Source organism: Pseudidiomarina mangrovi, from assembly GCF_003999375.1.
GTDB lineage: Bacteria > Pseudomonadota > Gammaproteobacteria > Enterobacterales > Alteromonadaceae > Pseudidiomarina > Pseudidiomarina mangrovi.
In genome coordinates this window covers 43,200-68,588 of record NZ_RJLC01000005.1, presented here as the reverse complement: position 1 = coordinate 68,588, position 25,389 = coordinate 43,200, and the positions used below count along the sequence as shown (strand labels likewise).

25 protein-coding genes are annotated in these 25,389 nt (G+C 51.3%); 10 read left to right on the top strand and 15 right to left on the bottom strand.

The genetic code is table 11. The features are described from left to right. Positions 1-14: 14 nt before the first annotated feature. From ntrC to glnA, 4 genes are read right to left on the bottom strand one after another with little or no spacing between them, the layout of a single operon-like run. Positions 15-1,442, bottom strand: coding sequence for a nitrogen regulation protein NR(I) (gene ntrC, locus EFO84_RS01115; protein WP_127346220.1), 1,428 nt, complete (start codon positions 1,440-1,442; stop codon positions 15-17). Next, on the bottom strand, positions 1,432-2,559 hold the full coding sequence (gene glnL / locus EFO84_RS01110; protein WP_240642616.1) for a nitrogen regulation protein NR(II): 1,128 nt from the start codon (positions 2,557-2,559) through the stop codon (positions 1,432-1,434). Before glnL ends, ntrC begins: the two co-directional genes overlap by 11 nt. Beyond that, complete coding sequence (locus tag EFO84_RS01105) at positions 2,546-3,130, bottom strand: DUF4124 domain-containing protein (RefSeq protein WP_127346218.1); 585 nt, start codon at positions 3,128-3,130, stop codon at positions 2,546-2,548. Before EFO84_RS01105 ends, glnL begins: the two co-directional genes overlap by 14 nt. A 58-nt stretch (positions 3,131-3,188) precedes the next feature. Next, positions 3,189-4,598: a glutamate--ammonia ligase gene (gene glnA, locus EFO84_RS01100; protein WP_127346217.1), complete on the bottom strand. Its 1,410-nt coding sequence runs from the start codon at positions 4,596-4,598 to the stop codon at positions 3,189-3,191. Positions 4,599-5,006: 408 nt separating this feature from the next. On the opposite strand from glnA, the gene typA reads away from it, so the two are divergent. Beyond that, positions 5,007-6,833 (top strand): translational GTPase TypA, encoded by a 1,827-nt coding sequence (typA, locus tag EFO84_RS01095; RefSeq protein WP_127346216.1) that lies wholly within the window; start codon positions 5,007-5,009, stop codon positions 6,831-6,833. Positions 6,834-6,850: 17 nt separating this feature from the next. Next, complete coding sequence (locus tag EFO84_RS01090; protein ID WP_127346215.1) at positions 6,851-7,189, top strand: Hpt domain-containing protein; 339 nt, start codon at positions 6,851-6,853, stop codon at positions 7,187-7,189. On the opposite strand, the gene EFO84_RS01085 is transcribed toward EFO84_RS01090, so the two are convergent. Both EFO84_RS01085 and EFO84_RS01080 read right to left on the bottom strand, forming a co-directional pair. Further along, entirely contained in the window at positions 7,161-7,592 is a 432-nt protein-coding gene (locus tag EFO84_RS01085) for a response regulator (RefSeq protein ID WP_127346214.1), read from the bottom strand. The two genes, EFO84_RS01090 and EFO84_RS01085, sit on opposite strands and share 29 nt — an antisense overlap. Continuing rightward, positions 7,589-10,099 (bottom strand): ATP-binding protein, encoded by a 2,511-nt coding sequence (locus tag EFO84_RS01080; protein WP_127346213.1) that lies wholly within the window; start codon positions 10,097-10,099, stop codon positions 7,589-7,591. Before EFO84_RS01080 ends, EFO84_RS01085 begins: the two co-directional genes overlap by 4 nt. A gap of 356 nt (positions 10,100-10,455) precedes the next feature. Between EFO84_RS01080 and EFO84_RS01075 the strand changes: the two genes are divergently transcribed. Both EFO84_RS01075 and EFO84_RS01070 read left to right on the top strand, forming a co-directional pair. Further along, positions 10,456-11,856 (top strand): sigma-54-dependent transcriptional regulator, encoded by a 1,401-nt coding sequence (locus EFO84_RS01075; RefSeq protein ID WP_127346212.1) that lies wholly within the window; start codon positions 10,456-10,458, stop codon positions 11,854-11,856. Positions 11,857-11,858: 2 nt separating this feature from the next. After that, on the top strand, positions 11,859-13,109 hold the full coding sequence (locus tag EFO84_RS01070; protein ID WP_127346211.1) for a putative bifunctional diguanylate cyclase/phosphodiesterase: 1,251 nt from the start codon (positions 11,859-11,861) through the stop codon (positions 13,107-13,109). Here EFO84_RS01070 and trhA read toward each other — a convergent pair. Genes trhA through EFO84_RS01055 form a run of 3 tightly spaced genes read right to left on the bottom strand, consistent with a single transcriptional unit; the run spans position 13,098 to position 14,597 of the window. After that, positions 13,098-13,757, bottom strand: a complete 660-nt coding sequence (gene trhA, locus EFO84_RS01065) for a PAQR family membrane homeostasis protein TrhA (protein WP_127346210.1) — start codon at positions 13,755-13,757, stop codon at positions 13,098-13,100. The two genes, EFO84_RS01070 and trhA, sit on opposite strands and share 12 nt — an antisense overlap. Positions 13,758-13,759: 2 nt before the next feature. After that, complete coding sequence (locus tag EFO84_RS01060) at positions 13,760-14,032, bottom strand: DUF3081 family protein (protein WP_127346209.1); 273 nt, start codon at positions 14,030-14,032, stop codon at positions 13,760-13,762. A gap of 19 nt (positions 14,033-14,051) precedes the next feature. Then, complete coding sequence (locus tag EFO84_RS01055; RefSeq protein WP_205701918.1) at positions 14,052-14,597, bottom strand: hypothetical protein; 546 nt, start codon at positions 14,595-14,597, stop codon at positions 14,052-14,054. 155 nt (positions 14,598-14,752) lie between these two features. On the opposite strand from EFO84_RS01055, the gene EFO84_RS01050 reads away from it, so the two are divergent. Continuing rightward, positions 14,753-15,379 carry a TetR family transcriptional regulator gene (locus EFO84_RS01050; protein ID WP_127346208.1) on the top strand — a complete coding sequence of 209 codons (627 nt, stop codon included), beginning with the start codon at positions 14,753-14,755 and terminating at the stop codon, positions 15,377-15,379. Here the strand turns inward: EFO84_RS01050 and EFO84_RS01045 are convergent. After that, positions 15,376-16,074, bottom strand: coding sequence for an SDR family NAD(P)-dependent oxidoreductase (locus EFO84_RS01045; protein WP_127346207.1), 699 nt, complete (start codon positions 16,072-16,074; stop codon positions 15,376-15,378). The genes EFO84_RS01050 and EFO84_RS01045 overlap by 4 nt on opposite strands. A gap of 68 nt (positions 16,075-16,142) precedes the next feature. On the opposite strand from EFO84_RS01045, the gene EFO84_RS01040 reads away from it, so the two are divergent. From EFO84_RS01040 to EFO84_RS01025, 4 genes are read left to right on the top strand one after another with little or no spacing between them, the layout of a single operon-like run. After that, positions 16,143-17,015, top strand: coding sequence for a virulence factor BrkB family protein (locus tag EFO84_RS01040; RefSeq protein ID WP_240642615.1), 873 nt, complete (start codon positions 16,143-16,145; stop codon positions 17,013-17,015). Then, positions 16,987-17,433: a D-aminoacyl-tRNA deacylase gene (dtd, locus tag EFO84_RS01035; RefSeq protein ID WP_127346206.1), complete on the top strand. Its 447-nt coding sequence runs from the start codon at positions 16,987-16,989 to the stop codon at positions 17,431-17,433. Before EFO84_RS01040 ends, dtd begins: the two co-directional genes overlap by 29 nt. Before the next feature lie 5 nt (positions 17,434-17,438). Next, the gene (locus tag EFO84_RS01030; protein WP_127346205.1) at positions 17,439-18,353 is read left to right on the top strand and encodes a bifunctional GNAT family N-acetyltransferase/hotdog fold thioesterase; all 915 of its coding nucleotides are present in this window, start codon (positions 17,439-17,441) and stop codon (positions 18,351-18,353) included. Between the two features lie 17 nt (positions 18,354-18,370). After that, positions 18,371-18,616: a TraR/DksA family transcriptional regulator gene (locus tag EFO84_RS01025; RefSeq protein ID WP_127346204.1), complete on the top strand. Its 246-nt coding sequence runs from the start codon at positions 18,371-18,373 to the stop codon at positions 18,614-18,616. 20 nt (positions 18,617-18,636) lie between these two features. Here the strand turns inward: EFO84_RS01025 and hutH are convergent, their stop codons facing one another. Genes hutH through hutC form a run of 3 tightly spaced genes read right to left on the bottom strand, consistent with a single transcriptional unit; the run spans position 18,637 to position 22,570 of the window. After that, positions 18,637-20,175, bottom strand: a complete 1,539-nt coding sequence (gene hutH, locus EFO84_RS01020) for a histidine ammonia-lyase (protein ID WP_127346203.1) — start codon at positions 20,173-20,175, stop codon at positions 18,637-18,639. Further along, positions 20,175-21,851, bottom strand: coding sequence for a urocanate hydratase (gene hutU, locus EFO84_RS01015; protein WP_127346202.1), 1,677 nt, complete (start codon positions 21,849-21,851; stop codon positions 20,175-20,177). Before hutU ends, hutH begins: the two co-directional genes overlap by 1 nt. After that, a complete protein-coding gene (gene hutC / locus EFO84_RS01010) occupies positions 21,848-22,570 on the bottom strand; it encodes a histidine utilization transcriptional repressor HutC (protein ID WP_127346201.1) in 723 nt (240 codons plus the stop codon). The genes hutU and hutC overlap by 4 nt, the downstream gene beginning before the upstream one ends. Positions 22,571-22,660: 90 nt before the next feature. Here hutC and hutI point away from each other — a divergent pair, with 90 nt between their 5' ends. Next, positions 22,661-23,878 (top strand): imidazolonepropionase, encoded by a 1,218-nt coding sequence (gene hutI / locus EFO84_RS01005; protein WP_127346200.1) that lies wholly within the window; start codon positions 22,661-22,663, stop codon positions 23,876-23,878. Here the strand turns inward: hutI and EFO84_RS01000 are convergent. Both EFO84_RS01000 and rraA read right to left on the bottom strand, forming a co-directional pair. Beyond that, complete coding sequence (locus EFO84_RS01000) at positions 23,845-24,891, bottom strand: formimidoylglutamase (RefSeq protein ID WP_127346199.1); 1,047 nt, start codon at positions 24,889-24,891, stop codon at positions 23,845-23,847. The two genes, hutI and EFO84_RS01000, sit on opposite strands and share 34 nt — an antisense overlap. A 3-nt stretch (positions 24,892-24,894) precedes the next feature. Further along, entirely contained in the window at positions 24,895-25,380 is a 486-nt protein-coding gene (gene rraA / locus EFO84_RS00995) for a ribonuclease E activity regulator RraA (RefSeq protein WP_127346198.1), read from the bottom strand. Positions 25,381-25,389 lie beyond the last annotated feature (9 nt).

Here is a 25,389-nt window from a genome sequence, read left to right as displayed (position 1 = left end):
AATAGATAGCGGATTTACTGAATTTTTACCAATTCTTTCAGTTTGCGGGTGAGGGTATTGCGACCCCAACCCAATAATGCGGCGGCCTGTTGTTTATGCCCTTGGGTATGCTCGAGGGCGAGCTCGAGAGCCAGCTGCTCCAACTGTGGAAGCAATTGTGCGAGCACCTCGGTATGGCCGGCATCGAGTTGTTGCTGCAGCTGCTGCCTAAGCGCCTGCTGCCAGTCACTCGATTTCACTGTTATCGATCCATGCTGCAGCTCATCAGGCAGATCACTGCTATTGATGAGCTGTGATGGCGCCATAACAGTCAACCAACGACAGGTATTTTCTAATTGGCGAACGTTGCCAGGCCAGCTGGCATGCATCAGTTGTTGCTCGGCAGCTGGGCTTAAACGCTTGACGGCAACCCCTAATTCCAGCGCCGCTTGCTGCAAGAAATACTGCGCTAACTGCGGAATATCGCTGGCACGTTCGGCTAAGGTGGGCAGTTTTAGGCGAATAACATTCAGGCGATGTAACAGATCCTCACGGAACAGACCATCGCTCACCCGCTGTTCAAGCGGTTGGTGGGTCGCAGCAATAATGCGCACATCGACACTAACCGGCTGGTAACTACCGATAGGATAAAACTGGCCATCGGCCAACACGCGTAACAGGCGCGTTTGCACCGCCAGCGGCATATCGCCAATTTCATCAAGAAAAAGCGTGCCACCATGGGCTTGCTCAAAGCGCCCTTGGCGACGCTGGGTGGCGCCGGTGAACGCCCCCTTTTCATGACCGAATAGCTCGGATTCCACCAAGTCACTTGGAATTGCCGCCATATTTAACGCGATAAACGGTTTATCAGCGCGCGGACTGTGTTGATGCAAGGCACGTGCGACCAGTTCCTTACCGGTGCCTGATTGGCCGGTAATCAGCACCGTAACACTGGTGTGCGACAACCGCCCAATGGCACGAAACACATCTTGCATAGCCGGCGCGTGGCCAATCATGCCCGCCATAGTATCTTTGCTGGCGGCCAGCGGCATCTCGGCTGGAGGTGGCTCAGTCGCGTTCGAGGTATCCACATCGCCTTGCAGGGCACGCTGAACCATAGCTACCGCATCGGCTAAATCAAAGGGTTTGGCCAGGTACTCAAAAGCGCCACCCTGAAACGCGCTGACCGCAGAATCAAGATCAGAGTGGGCGGTCATGACGATCACCCGAATAGCTGCATAGTCAGCGCGCAATTTCGCCAACACTTGCAAGCCATCGTCACCCGGCATACGAATATCTGTTAACAGCACCCGCGGCTGCTCGCTGCGCAACGCTTGATAGAGGTCAGCTGCGGCACTGAAACTGCGGCATTGCAATTGCTCGCGTTGTAGGGCGCGTTCTAACACCCAGCGAATCGAGCTATCGTCGTCTAAAATCCATATCGGTTGCGCGCTAATCGCCATAGTGACCATCCTTGCTGAGCTCACTCACTCGGTCGGCTTTGGTATCTACTTTGCTCGGCAAATAGGGTAAATAAATAAGAAACTCGGTATGCCCCGGCTCCGATACCACTTCAATCTTGCCACCATGCTGATGCACAACATTTTGCGCAATAGAGAGACCAAGCCCAGTGCCGCCAGCGCGGCCGCTCACCATCGGGTAGAACAGTGTATCGCGCACCGCCGGGGCAATGCCGGGGCCGTTATCTTGCACCACGATTAAAGCGCAGTGGCGGTAGCGATTGCCATAAATGGTTTGCTGATGAATGATGCGGGTGCGCAGTGTCAATACGCCCTGCTCGCCCATGGCCTCGCAGCCGTTCAAGACAATGTTGAGCAAGGCTTGTTCCAAGGCATCACTAGCCATGGTGAGTTCGGGTAGGCTAGGGTCGTAGTCACGCTGCCATTGAATTGCCGAGCTGGCACTTAGGCTGACTAGTTGCCACACGCGCTCTAACAGCGCATGAATATTTTCGCTGTGGCGTTGCGGTATATGGTGCGAGCCGAGCATACGGTCGACCAGATTACGCAAGCGATCAGCCTGATTGATAATCAGGTCGGTGTATTCCCGCAGTGCCGGCTCAGGCAATTCACTCGCCAGTAACTGCGCGGCACCGCGCAAACCGCCCAGTGGGTTCTTAATTTCATGCGCCAAGCCACGGATCATGGCATGCGCCGCGCTGAGTTGCTGTTGCTGCGAATTCTCGTGGTTAATGCGGCGAATTTGGTCCACTTGGCGCAATTCAACCAACACCTGCGACTGACCCTGAGCACCCAGCAACGGTTGCGCAATAAACTCAATGGTGATGCGTTGGCCATCGGCAAACACCAAGCTCACGTCGCTATCAGACACACTTTGCTGCTCCTGCAAGGCGCTCTGTAGCACCTCAGGATTCAGACTGCTATAACTGAAAAGGCTAAATAATGGCTGCCCTAACAAGCGCTTACGACTACCATCCAAAATAGTCTCAGCGGCTGCGTTCATAAAAAGAATGGTTAACGACGCATCAAGCAGAACAACGCCGGTGAGAAGCTGGTCGAGTTGCGGTTGCACCAACTTGGTGCAATCAGCGGTTACCACCAGCGTCTCCTTGGCGGGCTGGCGAGAATACCGAAACCCGCTGAACATAAAATTCCACGGTGTCTGACTGCGCTAATTCAGTCCCGTCAGCGCTGAACACCCGTACTTGCAAGCGCCGCTCGCCGCGCGATACATCGCGCAGAATCACTTGCGTTAATGGGCCTTCATAAACCGGCACGGTATCAAGCCGCAGCTGATACACCGGGTCGCCATCGAGGTTTTTAATATCGGCCGCCCAGATCACCTCAAACTCACCGCCATTAGAGCGCACCGTATCACGATGAAGCGGGCTGGTGATGCTGACGGTTACTTCAGGGGGGCCGGTTACTTCGGTCGGTTCAAGCGTTGGTGCTGGTGTGATGACAGGACTTGCAACACGTTCAAACTCGGTCACCACGGCGCGAACCTCTATCGCCTCGGCGCCAGCTTGCGGTTGGTCGGTGTACGAACAGACCCCGTTGGCATCACATTTTTTATAGACTTGGCTTGCCGCAGGAGCCACCCCTACGAGCAAAAACACGCTGATAAGGAGCCCGAGCAAGGCGTTGGTGGAGGCTGTCTTACTCTGCATTTGGGCTCCTTATCGTGAGTTGCGATAAGCCCCGCAACTCACTTGCGTATCAACCTACTTACACACTGTAATACAGTTCAAATTCAACTGGGTGTACAGCTTGCTTCAGACGGATCACGTCTTTCATTTTGACCTTGATGTAAGCGTCAATCATGTCGTCGGTGAATACCCCACCAGCGGTCAAGAAGGCGCGATCTTGGTCAAGGCTTTGCAGCGCTAACTCTAATGAATCACACACCGTTGGGATCAGCTTAGCTTCTTCTGCTGGCAAGTCGTACAGGTCTTTGTCCATCGCATCGCCAGGATGGATCTTGTTTTTGATACCATCTAAACCAGCCATCATCAATGCTGAGAACAGCAAGTATGGGTTAGCTGCTGGGTCTGGGAAGCGCACTTCAATACGACGCGCGCGGGTGCTTGCAACCACTGGAATACGAATTGAGGCTGAACGGTTACGCGCTGAGTAAGCCAACATAACAGGCGCTTCAAAGCCTGGAACCAAACGCTTGTAGGAGTTGGTAGTTGGGTTAGCGAACGCGTTCAGAGCACGGGCGTGTTTGATGATACCACCAATGTAGAACAATGCGGTTTCGCTCAAGCCACCGTACAGGTCGCCAGCAAAGGTGTTTTTGCCGTCTTTACCCAGTGACATGTGAACGTGCATACCTGAACCGTTATCGCCCACCAATGGTTTTGGCATAAAGGTCACAGTTTTGCCGTATGAATGCGCAACGTTGTGCACCACATATTTGTATTTTTGAATTTCGTCAGCTTTTTTAACCAGCGTGTTAAAACGCGTGGCTACTTCGTTTTGGCCAGCTGTGGCAACTTCGTGGTGATGGGCTTCAACCACTAAACCAACCTGCTCGAGCACTTCACACATGGTGCTACGAATATCGTGGCCTGAGTCTACCGGTGGCACTGGGAAGTAACCGCCTTTCACGCGTGGACGGTGAGCTTTGTTGCCACCTTCAATCTCTTTACCTGAGCTCCAAGCTGCTTCTTCGTCTTCAATTTTGAAGAATGAGCCGGCCATATCGGTATGGAAACGCACGCTGTCAAACATGAAGAACTCTGGCTCTGGGCCAAATAAGGCGTTATCAAAACCTTGGGTTTGCAAATACTCTTCAGCGCGACGGGCAATAGAGCGTGGGTCGCGGCTGTAGCCTTGCAACGTATCTGGCTCAAGAATGTCACAAGTTACGTTTAAGGTAACAGCGTCAGTGAACGGGTCGAGCACCATGGTTGAACAGTCAGGCATGAGCACCATGTCTGATTCGTTGATGCCTTTCCAGCCGGTGATGGATGAACCATCAAACATTTTGCCTTCTTCGAAGAAATCTTCGTTGATTTGTGACACTGGAATGGTCACGTGCTGTTCTTTGCCGAGGGTATCGGTAAAACGTAAATCAACAAATTTAACGGCATGTTCTGCAATAAACGCCATGACTGCTTTAGGTGATGACATGAGATCCTCCACGATCGTGCTTGTCGAAACAGGTTGCGCTCGTACCAAAGGTAGAAGCGTGTTGGGTACGCCAGCAGTTAAGCAAAGCCCGTGCCATCATCCATAACAGACTGTTTTTATTTATTATTTTTATCTCGCTTGGCTATTTACATCGGCTGAACAGCGACTAAGGGCGCTCATTGACCCGGAAACGCACCAATATTGTGCAAAACCACACCGCCTGACTGCACCAATATAGTGCGCTCCACTCAAAATAACAACACTTGATTGCCCATTCGGGTGTTTTAGAGCGAATTTTCTGGCGTAAGCGCAGGGAGCGGCGTATAATGCGCCGCTATTTTGACCAAATCTGGTGTTTTCTACCTCGGTAGTCCCCACCTTCGCGTTTTTTAATACAGGCTCCATTTAATGACTATTCAAGCAACCGAACTTTCGAAGCTGCGCAATATCGCGATCATCGCGCACGTTGACCATGGTAAAACCACCCTGGTTGATAAGCTGCTCCAGCAATCAGGCACGTTAGTAAGCCGTGGTGACTCCGACGAGCGCATCATGGACTCCAACGACCTCGAGAAAGAACGGGGTATCACCATTTTGGCCAAAAACACTGCGATCAACTATCAAGACTATCGCATCAACATTCTCGACACCCCAGGACACGCCGACTTCGGTGGTGAAGTTGAGCGGGTACTGTCAATGGCTGACTCAGTATTGTTGCTGGTTGACGCTGTTGACGGGCCGATGCCGCAAACGCGCTTCGTAACCCAGAAAGCCTTCTCACATGGCTTAAAGCCAATTGTTGTGGTGAACAAAATTGACCGTCCGGGCGCACGCCCTGATTGGGTTGTGGACCAAGTATTCGACTTGTTCGACAACTTAGGCGCCACCAACGAGCAGTTAGATTTCCCGATTGTGTATGCCTCAGCCTTAAATGGTTTCGCTACCTTGGATTACAACGACCCAAGCAGCGACATGAAGCCATTGTTCGACACCATTATCAGCAAAGTAGCGCAGCCTGACGCCGACCGCGACGGCACCTTACAAATGCAGATCTCACAGCTCGACTACTCAAGCTACGTGGGCATCATTGGTATTGGCCGGATCAAGCGCGGTAGCATCAAAGTGGGCCAGCAAGTGACTGTGGTCGGCGCCGATGGCAGCCAGCGCAACGGTAAAGTTGGCCAAGTATTCGGCTATTTAGGTTTGGATCGTATTGAAACCGACCGCGCTAGCGCCGGCGACATTATTGCCGTGACCGGTTTAGGTGAATTGAAAATTTCTGACACCATTTGTGCAGCCGGTGCCGTTGAGGCCATGACCCCGCTGACTGTTGACGAGCCGACCGTGACCATGACCTTCCAGGTCAACACCTCGCCGTTCTCAGGTAAAGAAGGTAAGTTCGTTACCTCACGCCAAATTCTTGAGCGCTTAAAGCAAGAATTGAAACACAACGTAGCCTTACGTGTTGAAGAAACCGATAACCCAGACCGCTTCCGCGTTTCCGGCCGTGGTGAATTGCACTTAGGTGTATTGATTGAAAACATGCGTCGTGAAGGCTTTGAGCTTGCGGTATCACGCCCAGAAGTGATCATGAAAGAAGTCGACGGCGAAAAAATGGAGCCGTTCGAAAACTTAACCGTAGACGTGCAAGACGAGCATTCAGGCTCAGTGATGGAAAAACTCGGCTTGCGTAAAGCTGAAATGACCAACATGTCACCAGACGGTAAAGGCCGCGTACGTATCGACTTTATTGTTCCTAGCCGTGGCTTGATCGGCTTCCAGACCGACTTTATGACGCTGACTTCAGGTTCAGGTTTGATGTACCACAGCTTTGACCATTACGGCCCGTTCAAAGGCGGTAAAATTGGTCAGCGTACCAACGGCGTGCTGATTTCTAACGCCCAAGGTAAAGCCCTTGCCTACGCCTTGTTTAACTTACAAGAGCGCGGCCGATTGATGGTATCGCACGCTGATGAAGTGTACGAAGGCCAAGTGGTGGGCGTTCACAACCGCTCCAACGACCTGACTGTGAACGTATTGAAAGGTAAGCAGTTAACTAACATCCGTGCCGCCGGTACCGATGAAGCGTTGACCTTAACGCCACCGATCAAATTGTCACTTGAGCAAGCACTTGAGTTTATCGATGACGACGAGTTAGTCGAAATCACGCCAAAATCAATTCGTATTCGTAAGCGTATGCTGACCGAAAACGAGCGTAAGCGCGCCAGCCGTTAATTGGCTCGGTCAGCCTGATGCAGTTGAACGTTTGGCAACAAGCTCAGCTCGAAGCTGAATTACTGGATAACGCGGTACTGATGTGCCGCGTTATCCAGAGTTTCCTGAGCGACTTACCGGTAACCCTTGCAGCTATCGATAACGCTTTGCTGCAGAATGACAGCGCAGCACTGGCGAAAGCGTCTCACTATTTGCATGGCAGCGCCGCCCAATTGCAGCTCAGTGAACTAGCACATTGCTGCAAAACCTTGCAGAGTTCAGCGCTGCAACAGCACATTGAGGTGACCCAAGTAGCCGCCTTAAAGGCTGCAGCTACCCTCGCTCAAACTACTCTTCAACACTATTTGTCGCAGTAGAATCGTCACCACGCGCAGTGATTGCCTCGTCAATATCACGCACCACCTGACGGATATTAAACGGCTTACTAATAAAGCCTTGCATGCCGATAGATTTTGCCCGTTCAGCCAGGTCCCCCATACTTTGGGCGGTCACTAAAAAACTTATTGGGCAGTAACCGAGCTCGATTTTTATCCGTAAATATAATTCTAAGCCGGTCATATCAGGCATGCTTTGGTCGACGAGCAACACGTCTATTTGATTGTGGCGCATATACGGGATCACATCAGCCGGGTGGCTAAAGGCCTTGACCGTCTGAAACCCTGCCAGTCGAAGCACCTCGGTCAGCAACATTAAGTTGGTGGCGTTATCATCAACCACTAAAATACGAGCACTCGGATGCTGGGCGGTTAAGGTGTTCATAGTGAGGTATCCTCGGCTCTTACTAAAGCTATGGTAAATATACTGCCGCTATCTAAGGTACTACTGACACTAATGCGCCCACCCATGCGCTGGGCTAAATCGCGGCTAATGGTTAAACCAATACCAGTGCCTTGTATTGATGACGCTTCTTTGCCAATACGAACAAATGGGTCAAAAATGCGCTCGAGATTTTCCCGGTCGATGCCTTTGCCTTCATCGCGAATATGAATAAACACATAGTCATGATCGTATTCAGAGGTGATGTAAACATGGCCCTGTTGGCGATTATATTTAATCGCGTTACTCAATAGGTTAATTAAGATTTGGTGTAAGCGCCGACTATCAGCTAGGACTGCTGGTGCCTGGTGCTGCACATAGTGCAACTTGACGTGACGCTCCGCAGCACTCAATTGCACCACATCGATGGCCGCAGCAATACTTTCGGCAATATCTGTCGATTGGATAGTGAGCGCCAGTTCATTCGCCTCAATCTCACTTTGCGTGAGAATATCATCGACTAAGTTGTGTAAATGATTACTGGCTTGTTTGATTTGGGTCAATGCCGTTTGCTGAAATGCGGAGAGCTCGCCAAGCTCGGCGACTTGGGTAAAGCCAATAATCGCCGATAGTGGGGTTCTCAATTCATGGGTTACCGACGACAGAAATAGTGATTTAGCTCGGTTCGCTTGGTCAGCGGCATCCTTCGCTTGTTGCAAATGCAACTCAGCACGTTTGCGCGCATCAATGTTACTGACGGTTGCAACCACTCGGCGCTGCGGCGAACGCTCATCTAATACACCGGTACCACGCGCTTGCACCCACAAGTAACTGTCGTTAGCACAGCGCATACGGATCTCGCAATCATAGGGCATACCGTCAGTAACCGCTAAGCGCAAGCGTTGCTCAGTGTCTTGCCGATCATCATCATGCACCAAGTTCATCAGGGTATCGAGGGCTTCCGAATCATGGTCGTTATCAAAGCCTAGCAGGTGCATCAGCCGTTTAGTGCCGAACACCACCTGCACCTGACTATCCATTTCAATCACGATATCGCCGCTGGTTTGCAGTGCCTGGCGCAAACGTTTGTCACTAGCTGAGATGGTCTGGACATAGTTGTTGAGTACCGCCGCCATTGAATCAAGACTAGCGCCTAACTCATTGACCTCACGTAACGGCGATGGCGGCTCTGGGTCAATGGAATAATCGCGTTGCTCAATCTTTTTCAAGCGCGACTGGGTCTTCGCCAAGGCGGTTTCCAGCACTGCACTGAAATTACTGGTCCGCTTCCAGATATAGAAGAAGAAACTGATGTAAAAAAGCACCAGACCGGCAATCATCCAATACACCACGTGATTTAACTCGCGGTCTAAGGCGTTGGTCTGGGCAAACAGTTCCTGCTCATTGACGATAGTAATGAGCTTCCAGTTTGGCCCGTTGACAGTCTGCCAACCATACATCAACGGTTGACCTTGCTGGTCGCCGCGTAGGGTGCCACTGGTGGTCGCCAATGCAGTGCTTAAAAGAGAAAATTCAGCCTTCGAGGTCAAATTGTAGCGGTCATCTTGTGTGGTTAATTCATACACTTTACCGCCATCAGCGTCCGTCGGAATGGCCGCAAGGCCAAGTTCATCGGCTCCACGGCGGCTCAAGGCGACAATGTTGAGATGCTCATCCACCAGCATGGCATAGCCATTCCACGGCAACGCTAGCTCTTCTACCTCGGCAATCAGTGTTTTAATAGCTAAGTCAAAACCAGCAACACCGGCAAACTGGTCATTCAGATACACCGGCTTCACCGCTGTGGTCATCCAGCCTTGGCCGGCAGGGTCAAGATACACTTCTGTCCATTTGATAGTGCGATCGGGATTGCGCTCAGGATCACCTAAATAAAAGAAACTAAATTGAGTGACGTCGACATCATGCGGATATTGGTTAATGACATCAAAATAGGGATAGATGTGATTCAGTGAGTCAGCATTATTGAAGTACACCTGAGCCACCAAGTTATTACGCTCAACCAAAGATTTCATCAAACCATCAATGGCGATGAGCTTATTGGCTCGCTCAATATCATGTGGCTGCCCATTTCTCGGGCTTGGATAAAACGTGGCGGCACCACCATTATCAAATTGAGTATGATAAATGCTGTTATTAAAAAACGAGCGCCGTTCGAGTTCCGCACGCGGCGGTTGATAGTTCGGATCATTGAAGGCATTCGTGACGGCATCAACAAATATCTCAAGGCCGCCCGTCACACCCTGCAAGCGACTCTCTAAATAAGCCGAGTAGCGGTTAGCACTAAACTGCAATTCACTCACAGCGATGCTTCTGAGATAGCTGGTATTGCGTTCATTGACGGTATGTACACTGATCACATAAACCAAAATCAGCACAGATTCGACGACCAGCAAGGGAATCAGCGCATGACGAGAAAAGGCAAGCCAAAGCCACTGCCTTACGGTCAGGGGTTTTTGATGTTCCACTGCTTTCGCATTCAACCAGCTCAACAAAGCTCTCCTCAGAACGATTTTTAGTCGCAGATTACAATCACGTTGAATTTCATTTTGCAATTCGCGTGCCAAAATGAAATTACTGTTATAACGAATGATTTACCTCTCAGAAGCGTTAAATTATGTTTCATTTTGCGACAATGATTGCATATTGCATTACTGATGTTGCACTATGCAATTTACTGGGGGTTTGTGATGGCTGCTGAGCTGTTTGAGCGCCTATTTCGACACGATGGCTATGTTGGCACGGCTTTTGCTTTGTTACAGCTGCGTGAAAGATCTCCCATCTAACGCATTCTGGGCTTGTTGCTCCACACGGCAATAAGCCCAGCTTTTTTCTAGGACAGAGAATAGTGTCAACTAACCCGTATCAAACCAACATTCTTATCGTTGAAGACAATCCAACCACTGCCATGATTTATAGCAGTTACTTGGATAACGACTACAGCGTCACCACTGCTGCCACTGGGCAGGAGGCACTCGACTATTTCCGTCAAGGTGGGTTTGATTTGGTGATGCTCGATTTAACCTTGCCAGACACAGACGGCATCACGCTTTTGAAGGATATTCGTGGTCTTGATGACCATACACCAGTCATTATTGTCACCTCAGACTATTCCAGTGAGCAGGTCATCACCGCTTTACGCCATAAAGCCAATGATTATTTGACTAAGCCTATTGAGCGCACACGGCTCTTGGTCACTATATCGAACGCGTTGCGCGAATTTGACTTGAGTCAGCGCATCAATGCGCTCACACAAAATACTGATAACGTCGCCTTTCACGGCATGATTGGGCGCTCGCTTGCCATTACTAATGTGTTTGAAACCATTCGTAGTTCCGCGGGTAGCCGCGCAGCCATTTTTATTACTGGTGAAAGTGGTACTGGTAAAGAACTCTGCGCGGAAGCCATTCATTTAGAAAGCGACCGCCGGCATAAACCCTTTATTGCCATCAACTGCGCCGCAATACCTCGCGAACTCATAGAGTCTGAGCTATTCGGGCATGTCAAAGGCGCCTTCACCGGGGCCAATAGTAACCGTGTTGGTGCGGCACAACGCGCCGACGGCGGCACCCTGTTTCTCGATGAAATTGGCGAGCTGCCCATTGACTTGCAAAGTAAGCTATTGCGGTTCATTCAAACACAGCAGTTACAGCCAGTCGGCAGCGACCAACTGGTACAAGTAGACGTGCGCTTTGTCTGTGCGACTAACCGCAATCCTAAGCAGGCAGTCGCTGAGGGTCTGCTGCGCGAAGACTTATATTATCGGCTTAACGTCATACCCATTCAGCTTCCGCCGCTGCGCGAGCGTGGCAACGATGTAATTCTGATGGCGCGTCAATTCTTACGCGACTTCAGCGTAGAAGAGCGCAAGCAGTTCCAGCGTTTCGCACCGGCAGTGGAATCAGTGCTGAACGCTTATAGATGGCCAGGCAATATCCGCCAACTCAGTAATATCATTCGTAAAATTGTGGTGTTACATGATGGTGAAATCGTTACACCTCAAATGCTGCCGAGTGAGCTATTAGAAGCCGAAAAATTTGCCGTTGCGTTGCCCGTAGTAGAGCAGCAGCACACTAGTAGCTCAGATTTAGCCGCATTTAAGTTACAACCATTAGAGCACTCAGAACGACAAATCATTGAATTCACCTTAAGCCACTGTAAGGGAAATATTCGGGCCGCCGCACAAATCCTTGAAGTCAGCCCATCCACACTCTATCGAAAAATAGAGCGTTGGCAGCAGAGAGACTAACCATGTTTGGTCAATTCTACACCATGCTTGCCGATGTGCTGGTGGCCCCCAAAAGAACGCCAGCACTTGCTGTGTGTTGCATTGATATCGATAATTTTTCAGCCCTCAATAGCGATTTCGGTATGGCAATGGGCGACCAAGTTTTGCACGAGCTTGAGGCGCGCCTCGGACGCTTTCTGGGCCCGAGCGACTTTATGGCGCGCAGTGCGGGCGACCAATTTTATCTTTGCCTTGATGTATCCGACAAAAAACCGATATTTCGTCAGCTCAAAGAGCAAATCGAGATCCCCTTTCGGCTCGGCGAGCATATTTGCTCGTTGACCGCATCGATTGGTATCGCGTTAGTTACTTCACAACAAAAATCACCGGATCGAGCCATTCGAAACGCCTTGCATGCCTGTATTACGGTCAAGAACAATGGTGGTGGTCGCTATGAGATATTCGACGATGAAGGGCTGTTGATTCAACACAACAAGTCAGCACTGTTGCGCGAAATAACTGCGGCACTGAGCGACAATCAGTTTCAATTGTTCCTGCAACCTAAGGTAAATCTGGCGGACGGTCGCTTAGCTGGGTTTGAGGCTTTAATTCGTTGGTATCACCCAGAGCGCGGTATTATCTCACCACTGAACTTTCTGCCTGTCATTGCACATACCGACACCGAGATCCTAGTGGGGCATTTTGTATTAGACCAAGGTATTGAACTCTTGAAGTTGCTACGCACTCTTGATTGCAACGTTAGCCTGAGTCTGAATATCAGCCCTCGGCAAATCACTGATGCGTTATTCCGCCGCCAGATTGAGCAATATGCAACGCAATATCCGCAACTGATTCGGCAACTTTGCTTAGAAATATTAGAAAGTGACTCATTTGATAATCTACAACTGATACAAGATTATCTGCGCGCTTATCAGGCCTGTGGAATTTCCCTGTCACTGGATGACTTTGGTACCGGCTTTGCGTCACTGAATAATTTGATGAAGCTGCCGTTGAATGAGGTCAAAATTGATCGCAATTTTATTCAAGACATCAATACCAACAGCGTGCATCAAATTGTCGTGCGCCACATCGTTGAGTTATCTGCGGCGCTTGAATTAAGCACCGTGGCAGAGGGAATAGAAACTGCGGCTGAATATATGACGGTGAAAAAACTCGGCGTACAACTCGCTCAGGGTTATTATTTTGAGCGGCCCTTCCCAAGTTCAGAGCTCAGCACTTGGCTTGCCGAACACAGCTCGAGTCTAATTCGGTAACGCCTGCGGCAGCACGTAGTAGAACACTGACAAAAAGTGCAGTACGCTACCAGCCAACACAAACACATGCCACACCGCGTGATGGTACTTCAGCGACTTCCAGACATAGAAGATCACCCCTAAGCTATACGCTAATCCGCCAGCCAGCAGTAGCCATAAACCATTGGCAGCAACGTTATCCAGCATTGGATTGATTGCGATGAGCGCCATCCAGCCCAAGCCCAGATAAAGTGTCAGTGACAGCCATTTTTTGCGCTCTTTCAACACCAGCTCAATCACTACGCCTAAAATCGCAATGGACCAAACCAGTGCTAACAGCGACCAACCCCAAGGCCCACGCAAATTCACCAGCAAAAATGGCGTATAGGTGCCGGCAATGAGTACATAAATAGCGGCATGATCGGCCTGCTGAAAGAAATGCTTTACCCGCGGCCACGGCAAGGCGTGATACAGCGTAGATGCTGTATATAGCAGAATCAGACTGCTACCATAAACGGCCGCGCTAACCACATGCCAGTTGTCGCCATAACGTACCGCCCATACCAACATCACCACCAAGCCAATGATACTTGCTACAGCCCCCACGCCATGGGTCAGTGCGTGCGCAACCTCTTCACCAAAACTATAGCCTTTTTTAGTCGACTGCATGCTCAACCTTTATTGCCATGATAGGTTTTGCGCAAATGCTCGAGTTTGCGCACAAATAGCTCTAACTCGCGCTCGGTTTGGTAATCGAGGTGATACTTGTTGTGGAATTCCAAACGCATGTCCACGCCATGACCCGATAAATAGACGGTATAGCCATCGTGGTCGGTCGACACTTTAATGCCCTCTAGCTCATACTCGTCACCATTATGCTCACCATGGGTATGGACAATTTCATAGACATCGAGAATCAGGTGCGTATCCAGTTCGTTTTTCATGAATCCCCTTGACTGCCGCTTAATGGAAGATGATATCGAGTGGACCCGATAAGCGATAAACCGCACTATGACCGCTAACCCACTCATCGTTTTTCAAATACTGTGAACTCGAGGTCAGGGTAGCAGCGTTGATATCAAACTGTGAGGTCGATTTCACCGCAGTGATGCCGTTGGCGTTATTTTCAACCTGCTCGTACGCTTCTAGTACGTTGGTGTCGGCATGAAAGGTCATGGTGCCATGGGTATAAAAGCCAGCGGTGGTGAAATAGTAATAGGCTAAAGTCTGTTTTTGCTCATCCCAAAAAATAATCGATTCGCCACCGTATTCACCATCGTTCAGAGAATGGATGGTTTTAATCGCATTGCCATTGAGCGCGCGCTGCCAATGCGCACGATCAATTTTAGCTTGGTCACTACCGGGCTCGCTTAAGTCACCGATCCAGTAGGTATCGAGATAGGGTCGAAAAAATTCTAATTGCGGATGCAAATCAGGCTCTTCCCCCGCGTTCGCTGTGGGCACCAGCAGCACGCACAAACTCATCAGTAACCAGGTCATAATGCGCATGAATAGATCCTCCTCATGGTGTTCGCTCAGTATCGGAGAAATCTCCGCTAAACGCAAAGTTGTCTATTCTATGGGTTAGCACTTTACATACATGCATGCATGATTATATAAACTGCTGTATAATCATCCACAATCATTAAAAAGGGTTATTCGTTGTGGTTCGTCGTACCAAAGCCGATGCATTAGCTACTAAAGCAGAATTGCTGGATGCCGCTGAACGCCTGTTCAGTGCGCAGGGCGTTGCCAATACCTCCATGATGCAAGTTGCCGAAGCCGCAGGGGTAACGCGAGGCGCTATCTATCATCATTTTGAAAACAAATTAGATTTGATTGATTCAATGATGGAACGCGTGCGTCTTCCTTTTGATCAAATGATTGAGCAAACCAGTCAGCGCTTAGTAGACAACCCACTAGCGTTATTACGAGCGCGGTTGCTCAATATTGTGCAGCTGTTAGACCGTGATCCGCACACCCAATCGGTACTGACCATTTTGTTCCACAAATGCGAATATGTGGATGACACCTTACCGATTCACTTCCGCCATTTGCGCGCTCGCAACACCTGTATTGATGAATGTACACTGGTGTTACAACAGGCCATTGAACGCGGTCAGTTACCAGCCTCAGCGAACCCAGCACAAATTGTTGTGAGCATGGTGGCGATGATTGATGGCATTATTTATAACTGGCTGCTCGACCCAGAGTACTTCAACATCATTGAGGCGGCCGAGCACGCCCTCGATACCTTTATTGCTGGTTTACAGCAGCGCACATCTGCCTAGTAAGGCAAGCGGGTGCCATCCCAATGCCATAAACCGCCGCTTTCGCTGGGCTCAAGGCTATCGATCACTGCGGCAATGCGCTGCGCCGACAACCTGGGTGAATATAATTTATCGGCACTCAAGCGCCCTTGAAATGGCTTGGATAGCTGCGTATCGGTAGTTCCTGGATGAATCGCGGCGATAGTGAGTTGCTTATGACTGCGCGCTAATTCTATGGCGGCAGTCTTCAACAGCATATTCAGTGCCGCTTTGCTGGCTCGGTAGCTATACCACCCGCCTAACTGATTATCAGTAATACTGCCTACTTTGGCACTCAACTGCACCCAAAAACACGATTGTTTGGTCGGCAAATAAGGCTTTAACCATTGCAATAATGCGACCGGTAATACCGCATTCACATAGTAGCTACGCAGCAAATGCTCGGTATCCAGTTCATCAAGACGCTTTTCAGGCATAAAATGGTCATCGTAAAGCACCCCAAGAGTGCTAATTACACCGGTGATGTGCTGCTGCGCCAGCTGCTCAGCGAGTGGCTGTAAATACTCAGCCTCGTAGCCGAGTACCTGCAGCCATTGACCGCCACTATTGGCAGGGGCAACCTGACGGCTAATAGCCAGCACCTGCTCACCGCGTTCAACATACTGGTTGACTAACGCCTGGCCTAAACCGCCACCGGCACCAAAAATGACAATCATCTCTTGCTCCAACTCGCTATACTTTGTAGCTTGTGATTACGCAGCAACGCATCAATGGGATTACTTGCATGGCAGAACAACCTCCTTGGCTCATGAGCGCAAAAGATAAACTAGTTAGCGCTGGACGCTTTTTGCGCTATTTCGGACAGCGCTGTTTGGAAGACCGTATTACCATTATCGCCGGCCATCTAACCTTTGTGAGCATGCTAGCCTTAGTGCCCATGCTGGTAGTGGTGTTTTCGATTTTTTCTGCGTTTCCCATGTTCACCGACCTGCGGTTGCAACTTGAGACATTCTTATTTGCTAACTTAATGCCGACCTCAGGCGAGGTCTTGTCCGAGTATCTCAACACCTTTATTGGCAACGTGTCGAAAATGACCGGTGTGGGCGTGGTGTTTGTGATTGTGGTGGCGGTTAATTTGATTTCCACCATTGATGCCACCATGAACCGTATTTGGCGTAACAAGCAACGCCGCCGCTTATCGGTTGCCCTCGCTGTGTATTGGATGATTCTCACGCTGGGGCCATTATTGATGGGCTCTGGTATGGCAGTGACCTCGTACGTCATCTCACTGACCGCATTTGCCGATGATTATGTGTCTGGCTTTCGCACCATGCTGTTAAGCGTGGTTCCAGTGCTTACCTCGCTGATTGCCTTTGTGATTTTATATGTGATGATGCCCAACCGCGTGGTGAAAGTGCGCCATGCTATTTGGGGCGCATTGGTTGCTGCTATTCTGTTTGAGCTGGCCAAACGCGGTTTTGCCGCCTATATCACCGCGTTCCCTTCCTATGAAGCCATTTATGGCGCGTTAGCGGCTATTCCAATTATGTTGCTGTGGATCTTTGTGAGCTGGAACATCGTCTTAGTAGGCGCTGAGTTAACTGCAAGTATTGAGGAGTTTTTGGAGCATGATAGCGCTGCTGCAGAGAGTGACTGAGGCTCGCGTAGCTATTGCGGGTACCACCGTAGGCAGCATCCAACAAGGGCTGTTGGTGTTGCTTGGTATAGAGCGTGACGACCAAGCCAGTGAGGCGAAAAAACTAGCTCAACGGGTAGCTCAGTATCGATTATTTAGCGATGCCGACGACAAAATGAACTTGAGTGTCACCGATATTGCTGGCAGTGTGCTGGTGGTATCGCAATTTACCTTAGCGGCAGATACCAATAGCGGCCGGCGCCCCAGTTTTTCCAGCGCTGCGGCACCCGCGCAAGCCGAACCTTTGTATCAACAGTTTGTAGCTGAACTGCAACAACTGGGTATTTACGTTGCTACCGGTCAGTTCGGGGCGGATATGCAGGTGAACTTGACCAATGATGGTCCAGTCACCTTTTTACTCAATAGCAAGGGCAAATAAAGCGTATGTATCAGGTCATCGAGCCAACTACCGCCGAGCAACTGGAGCGCTACTATCAGTTACGTTGGCGAGTGTTACGGCAACCGTTTCAACGGCCACGTGGCTCCGAACAAGATGAGTACGATCAGGTGGGTGTTCATCGCATGGTGGTGAACAACGCAGGCGAAGCTATTGCCGTTGGGCGACTGCATTTTAACAGCCCAGAGGAAGCGCAAATTCGCTTTATGGCGGCGGCACCGGAATATCGCGGCCAAGGCCATGGTGTGGCTATTTTAGACGAACTGGAACAGTTAGCACGCCGCGAAGGAGCGCGTCATGTGGTGATCAACTCGCGCGATAATACTCTGGGCTTTTACTTGAAATGCGGCTACGAACACAAAGAGCAAGCCGATACTGTGAAAAACCCATCGGCTGAACATCAGCTGCGTAAAACCTTTAACGACATCAACCGTATTATCTATCGACCCGACTGGTGCCATGAATTGCAGCAAACCTGGCATCACGATATTCCAATTTCGGAAACTATGGGTATTCAAATTCGCCAATACAGTGGCCGCGAGTTTGAAACCCAAGCTATTTTATCGCGCAACATCAATGTGCACGGCACCATGTTTGCTGGCAGTATTTATTCGTTGGCGACCTTGACTTGCTGGGGGCTCCTGCATTTACAATTGCGCGAGCGTAACTTGAGCGGGGCGGTGGTATTGGCTGACGGCTCCATTCATTACCATAAACCACTAACGCGCGAGCCACGCGCAGTTGCCCATGTCGCCAATATGGTCGGTGACTTATCTGCGCTTACGGACGGCCGCAATGCCCGCATGACGCTGAAGTCACAAGTATTTGATGGGCATAAAGCAGTGGCAGAGTTCTCCGGGCAATTTGTCGTATTAGCTGAGTCAGTCAGCAACAGTGATTGAACTAGAAGGACATCAACATGAGTGATTCACTATCCGTACCCCAGTTGTTACGGATCCGCAGTAAGCTCGAAGCCATGGTGGCCGACCCCTCGAACAAAACTCGGGCCGAACAAGCTACCGCCGCTTTGCAGCGTATGCGAAATGGTGAGTTTGGTGTATGTGTGGAGTGTGGTGATGAGATCAGCACAGCGCGCTTAGCGGCAAAGCCTGAAGCACCCCTGTGCCTCGATTGCCAGACCTTAAAGGATGAAGAAGACAGCTAACTGTCTTCTTCATTAGCACGCTATTCGCTGGTCAACAGGGCACCAACCTGTACCAGTTGACTGAGCTGACCGCTACCGACTAATTCTGCGGCCGCAGTAATATCTGGGGCAAAGTAGCGGTCTTGATCGTAAAAGCTGACCCGCTGCCGCAGCCACGCTTGTGCTTGCTCAACCGCCGCTGAGGCTTTTAGTGGGCGCCGGAAATCTAACCCTTGGGCCGCCTCTAACCACTCAATCGCAACAATATCGCGAATATTCTCGGCAATATCAGTCAGTCGGCGTGCGGCAAAAGTAGCCATCGACACGTGATCTTCTTGGTTCGCCGAGGTTGGCAAACTGTCGATAGAGGCAGGGTGTGCCAAGGTTTTATTCTCAGAAGCCAAGGCCGCGGCGGTCACTTGCGCCAGCATAAAACCAGAATTCACGCCACCGTCGTTGACTAAAAATGGCGGCAAATTGGTCAAATGCTTGTCGATTAACAAAGCACTGCGGCGCTCAGACAATGCACCAATTTCACTCGCTGCAATGGCAAGAATATCCGCAGCAATGGCCACTGGCTCAGCATGGAAGTTACCACCCGAAATGATGTCGCCGTTATCGCTAAATACCAGCGGGTTATCGGTCACACCATTGGCTTCACGACACAAAATAGCACTGCCATGTTGCAGCTGATCAAACACCGCACCCATCACCTGCGGTTGGCAGCGCAGTGAATACGGGTCTTGTACTTTTTCACAATCCACATGCGAGGCGGCAATTTCCGAACTGTCGCCCAACAGGGCACGGAAGCTTTCCGCGACTTTGATTTGCCCAGGTTGACCACGTACCGCGTGAATCCGTGCATCAAATGGAGATCGTGAGCCCAGAGCGGCTTCAACGGCGGTCGCTCCGACCACCAGTGCGGCGTGGAAGACCCGCTCAATTTGGAACAGACCATGCAACGCCAGTGCGGTTGATGCTTGAGTACCGTTCAGTAGCGCTAAGCCCTCTTTCGGCGCCAGCGCGAGCGGTTTTAGGCCGGCCAGCGCAAGGCCCTCGACAGCATTCATGATCTGTCCACGATAGCGCACTTGGCCCTCGCCCAATAACGGCAACACCATGTGTGCCAGTGGCGCTAAGTCACCTGAGGCACCGACCGAGCCTTTGCTCGGCACACAGGGGTAGACCTCATGGTTTAATAGCGCTATTAAGGCATCAATCACTTGCGGGCGTACACCCGAATAGCCGCGGCTCAAACTATTAATTTTCAGCAACAGCATCAGCCGCACCACAGTGTCCTGCATCAGTGCGCCGGTACCAGCAGCATGCGATAGCACAATACGCCGCTGCAAATCTTCTAACTTTTCGCGCGGAATACGGGTATTGGCCAACAAACCAAAGCCGGTATTGATGCCATATACCACTTTGCCGGCGGCCAACACCGAGGCAACCGTAGCGGCTGATTCAGCAATGGCCGGAGTTGCATCGGCATGCAGTTGCAAATGCTGCGGCTGCTGCCACCATTGACGTAGGTCATTAAGGCTTAGTTCGCCTGGCCGTAATACAAACTGTGCAGCCATTATAAATTCTCCAGCATCGGTAAATCTAAGCCCTGCTCACGGGCACATTGTTGGGCAATGGGGTAACCAGCGTCCGCGTGACGCATCACTCCTGTACCTGGATCGTTCCACAGCACCCGCGCCAAGCGTTTGCCAGCAGCCTCAGTGCCATCGGCTACAATCACCACACCGGAATGTTGTGAGTAACCCATGCCAACACCGCCACCATGATGCAAACTAACCCACGTGGCACCGCCAGCGGTATTGAGTAGCGCATTCAAAAGCGGCCAATCAGATACTGCATCAGAGCCATCTAACATCGCTTCGGTTTCGCGATTGGGGCTGGCCACTGAGCCAGAATCTAAGTGATCACGACCAATCACAATCGGTGCTGATACGTCACCCGTACGTACCATGTCGTTAAAAGCCAGCGCAATACGGGCGCGGTCTTTTAGACCAATCCAGCAAATTCGTGCGGGTAGGCCCTGAAAGGCGATGCGTTCCCGCGCCATATCGAGCCAATTGTGGAGATGCGGATTATCCGGGATCAGTTCTTTCACTTTGGCATCGGTTTTATAAATATCTTCTGGGTCGCCCGACAGCGCCACCCAGCGGAATGGGCCAATGCCCTCACAGAACAATGGCCGAATATAGGCCGGTACAAAGCCCGGGAAGTTAAAGGCATCGGCTACGCCCATGTCTTTAGCCATTTGCCGAATATTGTTGCCGTAATCAAGGGTAGCAGCACCACGTTGTTGCATGGTCAACATTGCCTTCACCTGCACCGCCATAGCTTGCTTAGCCGCTGTTACCGTGGCTTGCGGATCACGTTGCTGCTCAGCCACATACTGCTCTAAGCTCCAACCCTGCGGTACATAGCCATGTAGCGGGTCATGTGCGGAGGTTTGATCAGTCACCACATCAGGGGTGATGTTGCGTTGTACTAATTCAGCGTATACATCGGCAGCATTGCCGAGTAACCCTACTGAAATAGCCCGGCCTTCGCGGCGCGCTGTATCAATCAGCGCTAGGGCGTCATCCAAACTAGTGGCCTTATGATCGACATAACGGGTACGCAGGCGGAAATCGATGCGCGACTCATCCACTTCAACGGCTAACATGCAGTAGCCAGCCATGGTGGCGGCTAGCGGTTGCGCACCGCCCATACCCCCTAAACCACCGGTGAGGATCCAGCGGCCTTTAGCCACCCCATCAAAATGCTGCTTCGCAACGGATACAAAGGTCTCGTAAGTGCCCTGCACAATGCCTTGCGAGCCAATGTAGATCCATGACCCGGCGGTCATTTGTCCGTACATCATCAAACCCGCTTTATCGAGCTCGTTGAAATGCTCCCACGTGGCCCATTGCGGCACTAAATTTGAGTTGGCTAATAGCACTCGCGGCGCGTCTTCGTGGGTGGGGAACACGCCAACCGGCTTGCCTGATTGGATCAACAAGGTTTGGTCTGGACGCAGGCGTTCCAGTACCTCAACAATCTTATCAAAGCTTTCCCAATTGCGCGCGGCGCGGCCAATACCGCCATACACCACCAAAGCATGCGGGTGTTCCGCCACCTCAGCGTCTAAGTTATTCATCAACATGCGTTTAGCGGCTTCGATCTGCCAATTGGCGGTGGTGAGGGTATTACCACGGGCAGCGCGAATACTACGGCTGGTATCTAAACGACTTTGACTCATGAGTTATCCTTACTACGGGGACTAGAAAAATGTAAATGACCGCCCAAACTGAAGCGTGAGCCTGGATGAGTCAGTACTGCATAGGTGACCACACCGGCATCGCTCCAAGTGCGTCGATTAATGCGTAAGCAGGGCTCCGGCTTGGTTAAACTCAGCCACTGGCACACCTGTGCAGATGGGCTGATGGCTTCAATTTGATGACTGGCTTCGGTCAGCGGTGACACCGCGCACAAATACTCATGCGGGGTAATAACACGATAATCTTGCTTGAGGTAATGCGGCACCAACGCTGGATTTACAAACCGCTCTTCAACCTGCACCGGCAGGTCGTTTTCAAAGTGACTAATGACTGAATGATAGACCGGTGCATTCGGCACCAACTTCAGCAATTCCGCCACTTGTGCGGTAGCTGGCTCACGCCGCAAGACATGTACCTCAGCGCGATACTGATGCTGGCGACCACGCACTTCATCGGCAATGTTGCGGATAGCCATAAACGAGGTTTGCGACTTAATAGGCGCCACATAGGTGCCCGAGCCTTTGCTGCGGATCACCAGCCCCTCATCGGCCAGTTCTTGCAGTGCTCGACGCGCCGTCATACGACTCACATTGAATTGTTGTGCGAGCGCATTTTCAGAACTTACAGGATGATGCTCAGGCCATTCACCTGATGCAATTTTGCTGTATAAATGTTGTTTGATGCCGGAAAATTTGGCCATGTTGCCCCCTGAGCTCCTGTCACCGAGCGAATGATGTGTTAAAGTGTAGAAAACCTTAATTGTATATACAAGTTATTTTTAGGAGTCGTCATGAGCCATCAGCCACAGCGCATTGCCAATGTCAGTATTGCCACTATGGTCGGCAGCGGCTATGGCTTACAGGAGCAGGCAGTGGTGGATTTTGCCGATGGTGTAATCACCTATGTGGGGCCGGCTGCAACCGCCCCTCGGCATGATGGTGAAGTGTTTGATGGCAACGGTGGGCTGGTTACCCCGGGGCTCATTGATTGCCATACCCACTTGGTCTGGGCTGGCTCGCGCGCCGATGAATTTGCCCAACGCTTGCATGGCGCTAGCTATGCCGATATTGCCGCCGCCGGCGGTGGTATTGCCGCCACTGTACGCGCCACCCGTGCTGCCAGTTTAGATGATCTGATTACGGTGTCGCGGCCGCGCCTGCAGGCACTGATGGACGAAGGTGTCACCACGATTGAAATCAAGTCCGGTTATGGTTTGTCGCTGGCCGACGAGCGCAAGCAACTAGCCGCGGCACGCGCGCTTGGTGATAATGCGCCGGTATCGGTGCAAACCACCCTGCTGGCGGCGCATGCTTTGCCGCCTGAATTTAAGCAGCGCGCCGATGACTATATCGAGCACATTGTTACGGAGATTTTACCAACCCTAGCCGCCGAAGGGTTCGTGGATGCAGTGGATGCCTTTTGTGAATCGGTGGGCTTTACCCCAGCACAAACCGAGCGAGTGTTTGCTGCCGCCCAGGCGCTCGGTATTCCGGTGAAATTACATGCCGAACAATTATCCAACCAACATGGTAGTGAGCTGGCGGCACGCTACCAGGCACTATCGTGCGACCATTTAGAGTATCTCGATGAGGCTGGCGTAAAGGCAATGGCTGCTAGTGGCACGGTAGCGGTGCTGCTACCGGGGGCGTTCTATTTTCTACGCGAGACAAAACGACCACCCATGGAGCTATTCCGTGAATACCGCGTACCTATGGCACTGGCCACCGATGCTAACCCCGGCACCTCGCCGTTGCTGAGTTTGCAGTTGATGCTGAATATGGGCGCAACACTGTTTCGACTCACCCCCGAAGAGTGCTTGCGTGGGGTCACGGTGAATGCTGCCAAAGCACTTGGGCTAAGCGACCGGGGGCAGGTGAAAGTGGGACAACGGGCTGATTTATGTTGCTGGAATGTCAGCGATGCAGCAGAGCTCAGTTATAGCTTTTCCAATCAGCGCCTAGCGGCATGCTGGTATCAAGGTACCCTACGGCAAAAGCCTTCAAGGTAAGCAAGTACTAACTCACTCAGTAGTTGTGCAGTGACGATGTCGCCACTACTTTGCCCCTGCGGGTGCAAGCTGGGTGCTGCTTCAGCTAGGTGTAAATAACGGGCGTTGCGGTGACTGGCGAGGCTGCTGACTAGGGTGGCAGCATGACTGACCGACAAACCAATAAAGTTGATAGCGCTGGCAGGCACAGCGTAAAGTGCATCGACATCAATCTCAATACCGAACGGGCAATGCCAATTGTCACTTAACTGCTTCAGTGCTAGCAACTGCTCGGCCCACGGCTGCTGCCATAATTGTTGCAGTGTAACCCAGCCAAATCCAGCTTGCTGTAAACGTTGAATACTGCGCGCGTTATTCTTGGCAGGGTGCAAGCCCACCACATGATAGTGCCCTAACGCGCCATGTTCATAAGCATAACTAAAGCCATTGCCACTATGGCGACCTTCGCAGGCACGAAAGTCTGCATGCGGGTCAAGATTAATCGCGCCAACTTGATGCTCGGTTGCTTCGGCTAGACTGGTCAATAACGGATAGGCGTTATTGTGTCCACCGCCAATCAAAATAACCGCAAAGCCCTGCGCAAAGGCAGGTTGTAGCACCGCGCTGACGCGTTCATCGAGCTGCGCACACAGATCACGCAGTTGCTCCAACTGAGCGCTATCCTGTGGGTCTAAATCGGCGCTGGCTTGCTGGAGGTCGTCGGTCACCACACTACCCGCCAGCAGTAACAAATCACTGGCAACGAGCTCATTGGCTTGCAGATTGAGCAGCCCTTTCAGTGCCGCCTGCCAGCCATGCTCTGCACCGCCGCGACCCAAATTGGCGCGTGGCCCAATAGATTCGGGTACACCCACGAGTAGAATGCGCTGACCCTGGTTCCAGGCCTGCGCTAGAGCATGTTGATAGCTTTGAAGATCATCACAAGGGCTGAGCTGCGCCAGCACTTCACCAAGCCGATGCTCACCCACACGTGGACTGAACAAGGCTTGGCAATCAACTGGTTGCAGCAGCATGAATTATTCTATATCGAGTGGTTCTGGTGACAGGATCACGCCAGTGCTATCGGCATAGAGATGATCTTCAGGTAAGAAGGTGACGCCACCGAAGTTGACCGCGGTATCGACTTCGCCAATACCTTCACTCGGCGCACCGACTGGAATCGATGCCAGTGCCATAATGCCAAGTTCGAGTTCGTCGAGAGCATCCACATCGCGCACTGCGCCAAAACAGACAATGCCTTCCCAGCCATTGTCCAGCGCTTGCTCGGCAATACCAATGTCGATGAGGGCGCGACGCGCTGAACCACCACCGTCAATCAGCAGCACTTTGCCGGTGCCGGGCTGTTGCAGCACTTCTTCAATCAGGCCTTTATCTTCAAAGCACTTGATGGTGACAATTTGCCCGCCAAACGAGACCAAGCCGCCGTAATGAATAAACATCGGCTCGACCACATCGACCATGTCGGGGTATAAATCGCAAAGTTCAGAAGTATTGTATTCCATCGCCGTTCC

Coding starts and splice junctions, on each gene's coding strand:
- hutI (WP_127346200.1), top strand. CDS start 22,661: ATGAGCCATCAGCCACAGCGCATTGCCAATGTCAGTATTGCCACTATG.
- EFO84_RS01025 (WP_127346204.1), top strand. CDS start 18,371: ATGAGTGATTCACTATCCGTACCCCAGTTGTTACGGATCCGCAGTAAG.
- ntrC (WP_127346220.1), bottom strand. CDS start 1,442: ATGGCGATTAGCGCGCAACCGATATGGATTTTAGACGACGATAGCTCG.
- EFO84_RS01040 (WP_240642615.1), top strand. CDS start 16,143: ATGGCAGAACAACCTCCTTGGCTCATGAGCGCAAAAGATAAACTAGTT.
- glnA (WP_127346217.1), bottom strand. CDS start 4,598: ATGTCATCACCTAAAGCAGTCATGGCGTTTATTGCAGAACATGCCGTT.
- EFO84_RS01055 (WP_205701918.1), bottom strand. CDS start 14,597: ATGCGCATTATGACCTGGTTACTGATGAGTTTGTGCGTGCTGCTGGTG.
- EFO84_RS01105 (WP_127346218.1), bottom strand. CDS start 3,130: ATGCAGAGTAAGACAGCCTCCACCAACGCCTTGCTCGGGCTCCTTATC.
- EFO84_RS01030 (WP_127346205.1), top strand. CDS start 17,439: ATGTATCAGGTCATCGAGCCAACTACCGCCGAGCAACTGGAGCGCTAC.
- EFO84_RS01090 (WP_127346215.1), top strand. CDS start 6,851: ATGCAGTTGAACGTTTGGCAACAAGCTCAGCTCGAAGCTGAATTACTG.
- typA (WP_127346216.1), top strand. CDS start 5,007: ATGACTATTCAAGCAACCGAACTTTCGAAGCTGCGCAATATCGCGATC.
- hutH (WP_127346203.1), bottom strand. CDS start 20,175: ATGGCTGCACAGTTTGTATTACGGCCAGGCGAACTAAGCCTTAATGAC.
- dtd (WP_127346206.1), top strand. CDS start 16,987: ATGATAGCGCTGCTGCAGAGAGTGACTGAGGCTCGCGTAGCTATTGCG.
- hutC (WP_127346201.1), bottom strand. CDS start 22,570: ATGGCCAAATTTTCCGGCATCAAACAACATTTATACAGCAAAATTGCA.
- trhA (WP_127346210.1), bottom strand. CDS start 13,757: ATGCAGTCGACTAAAAAAGGCTATAGTTTTGGTGAAGAGGTTGCGCAC.
- EFO84_RS01060 (WP_127346209.1), bottom strand. CDS start 14,032: ATGAAAAACGAACTGGATACGCACCTGATTCTCGATGTCTATGAAATT.
- EFO84_RS01045 (WP_127346207.1), bottom strand. CDS start 16,074: ATGATTGTCATTTTTGGTGCCGGTGGCGGTTTAGGCCAGGCGTTAGTC.
- EFO84_RS01000 (WP_127346199.1), bottom strand. CDS start 24,891: ATGCTGCTGCAACCAGTTGATTGCCAAGCCTTGTTCAGTCCACGTGTG.
- EFO84_RS01070 (WP_127346211.1), top strand. CDS start 11,859: ATGTTTGGTCAATTCTACACCATGCTTGCCGATGTGCTGGTGGCCCCC.
- rraA (WP_127346198.1), bottom strand. CDS start 25,380: ATGGAATACAATACTTCTGAACTTTGCGATTTATACCCCGACATGGTC.
- hutU (WP_127346202.1), bottom strand. CDS start 21,851: ATGAGTCAAAGTCGTTTAGATACCAGCCGTAGTATTCGCGCTGCCCGT.
- EFO84_RS01085 (WP_127346214.1), bottom strand. CDS start 7,592: ATGAACACCTTAACCGCCCAGCATCCGAGTGCTCGTATTTTAGTGGTT.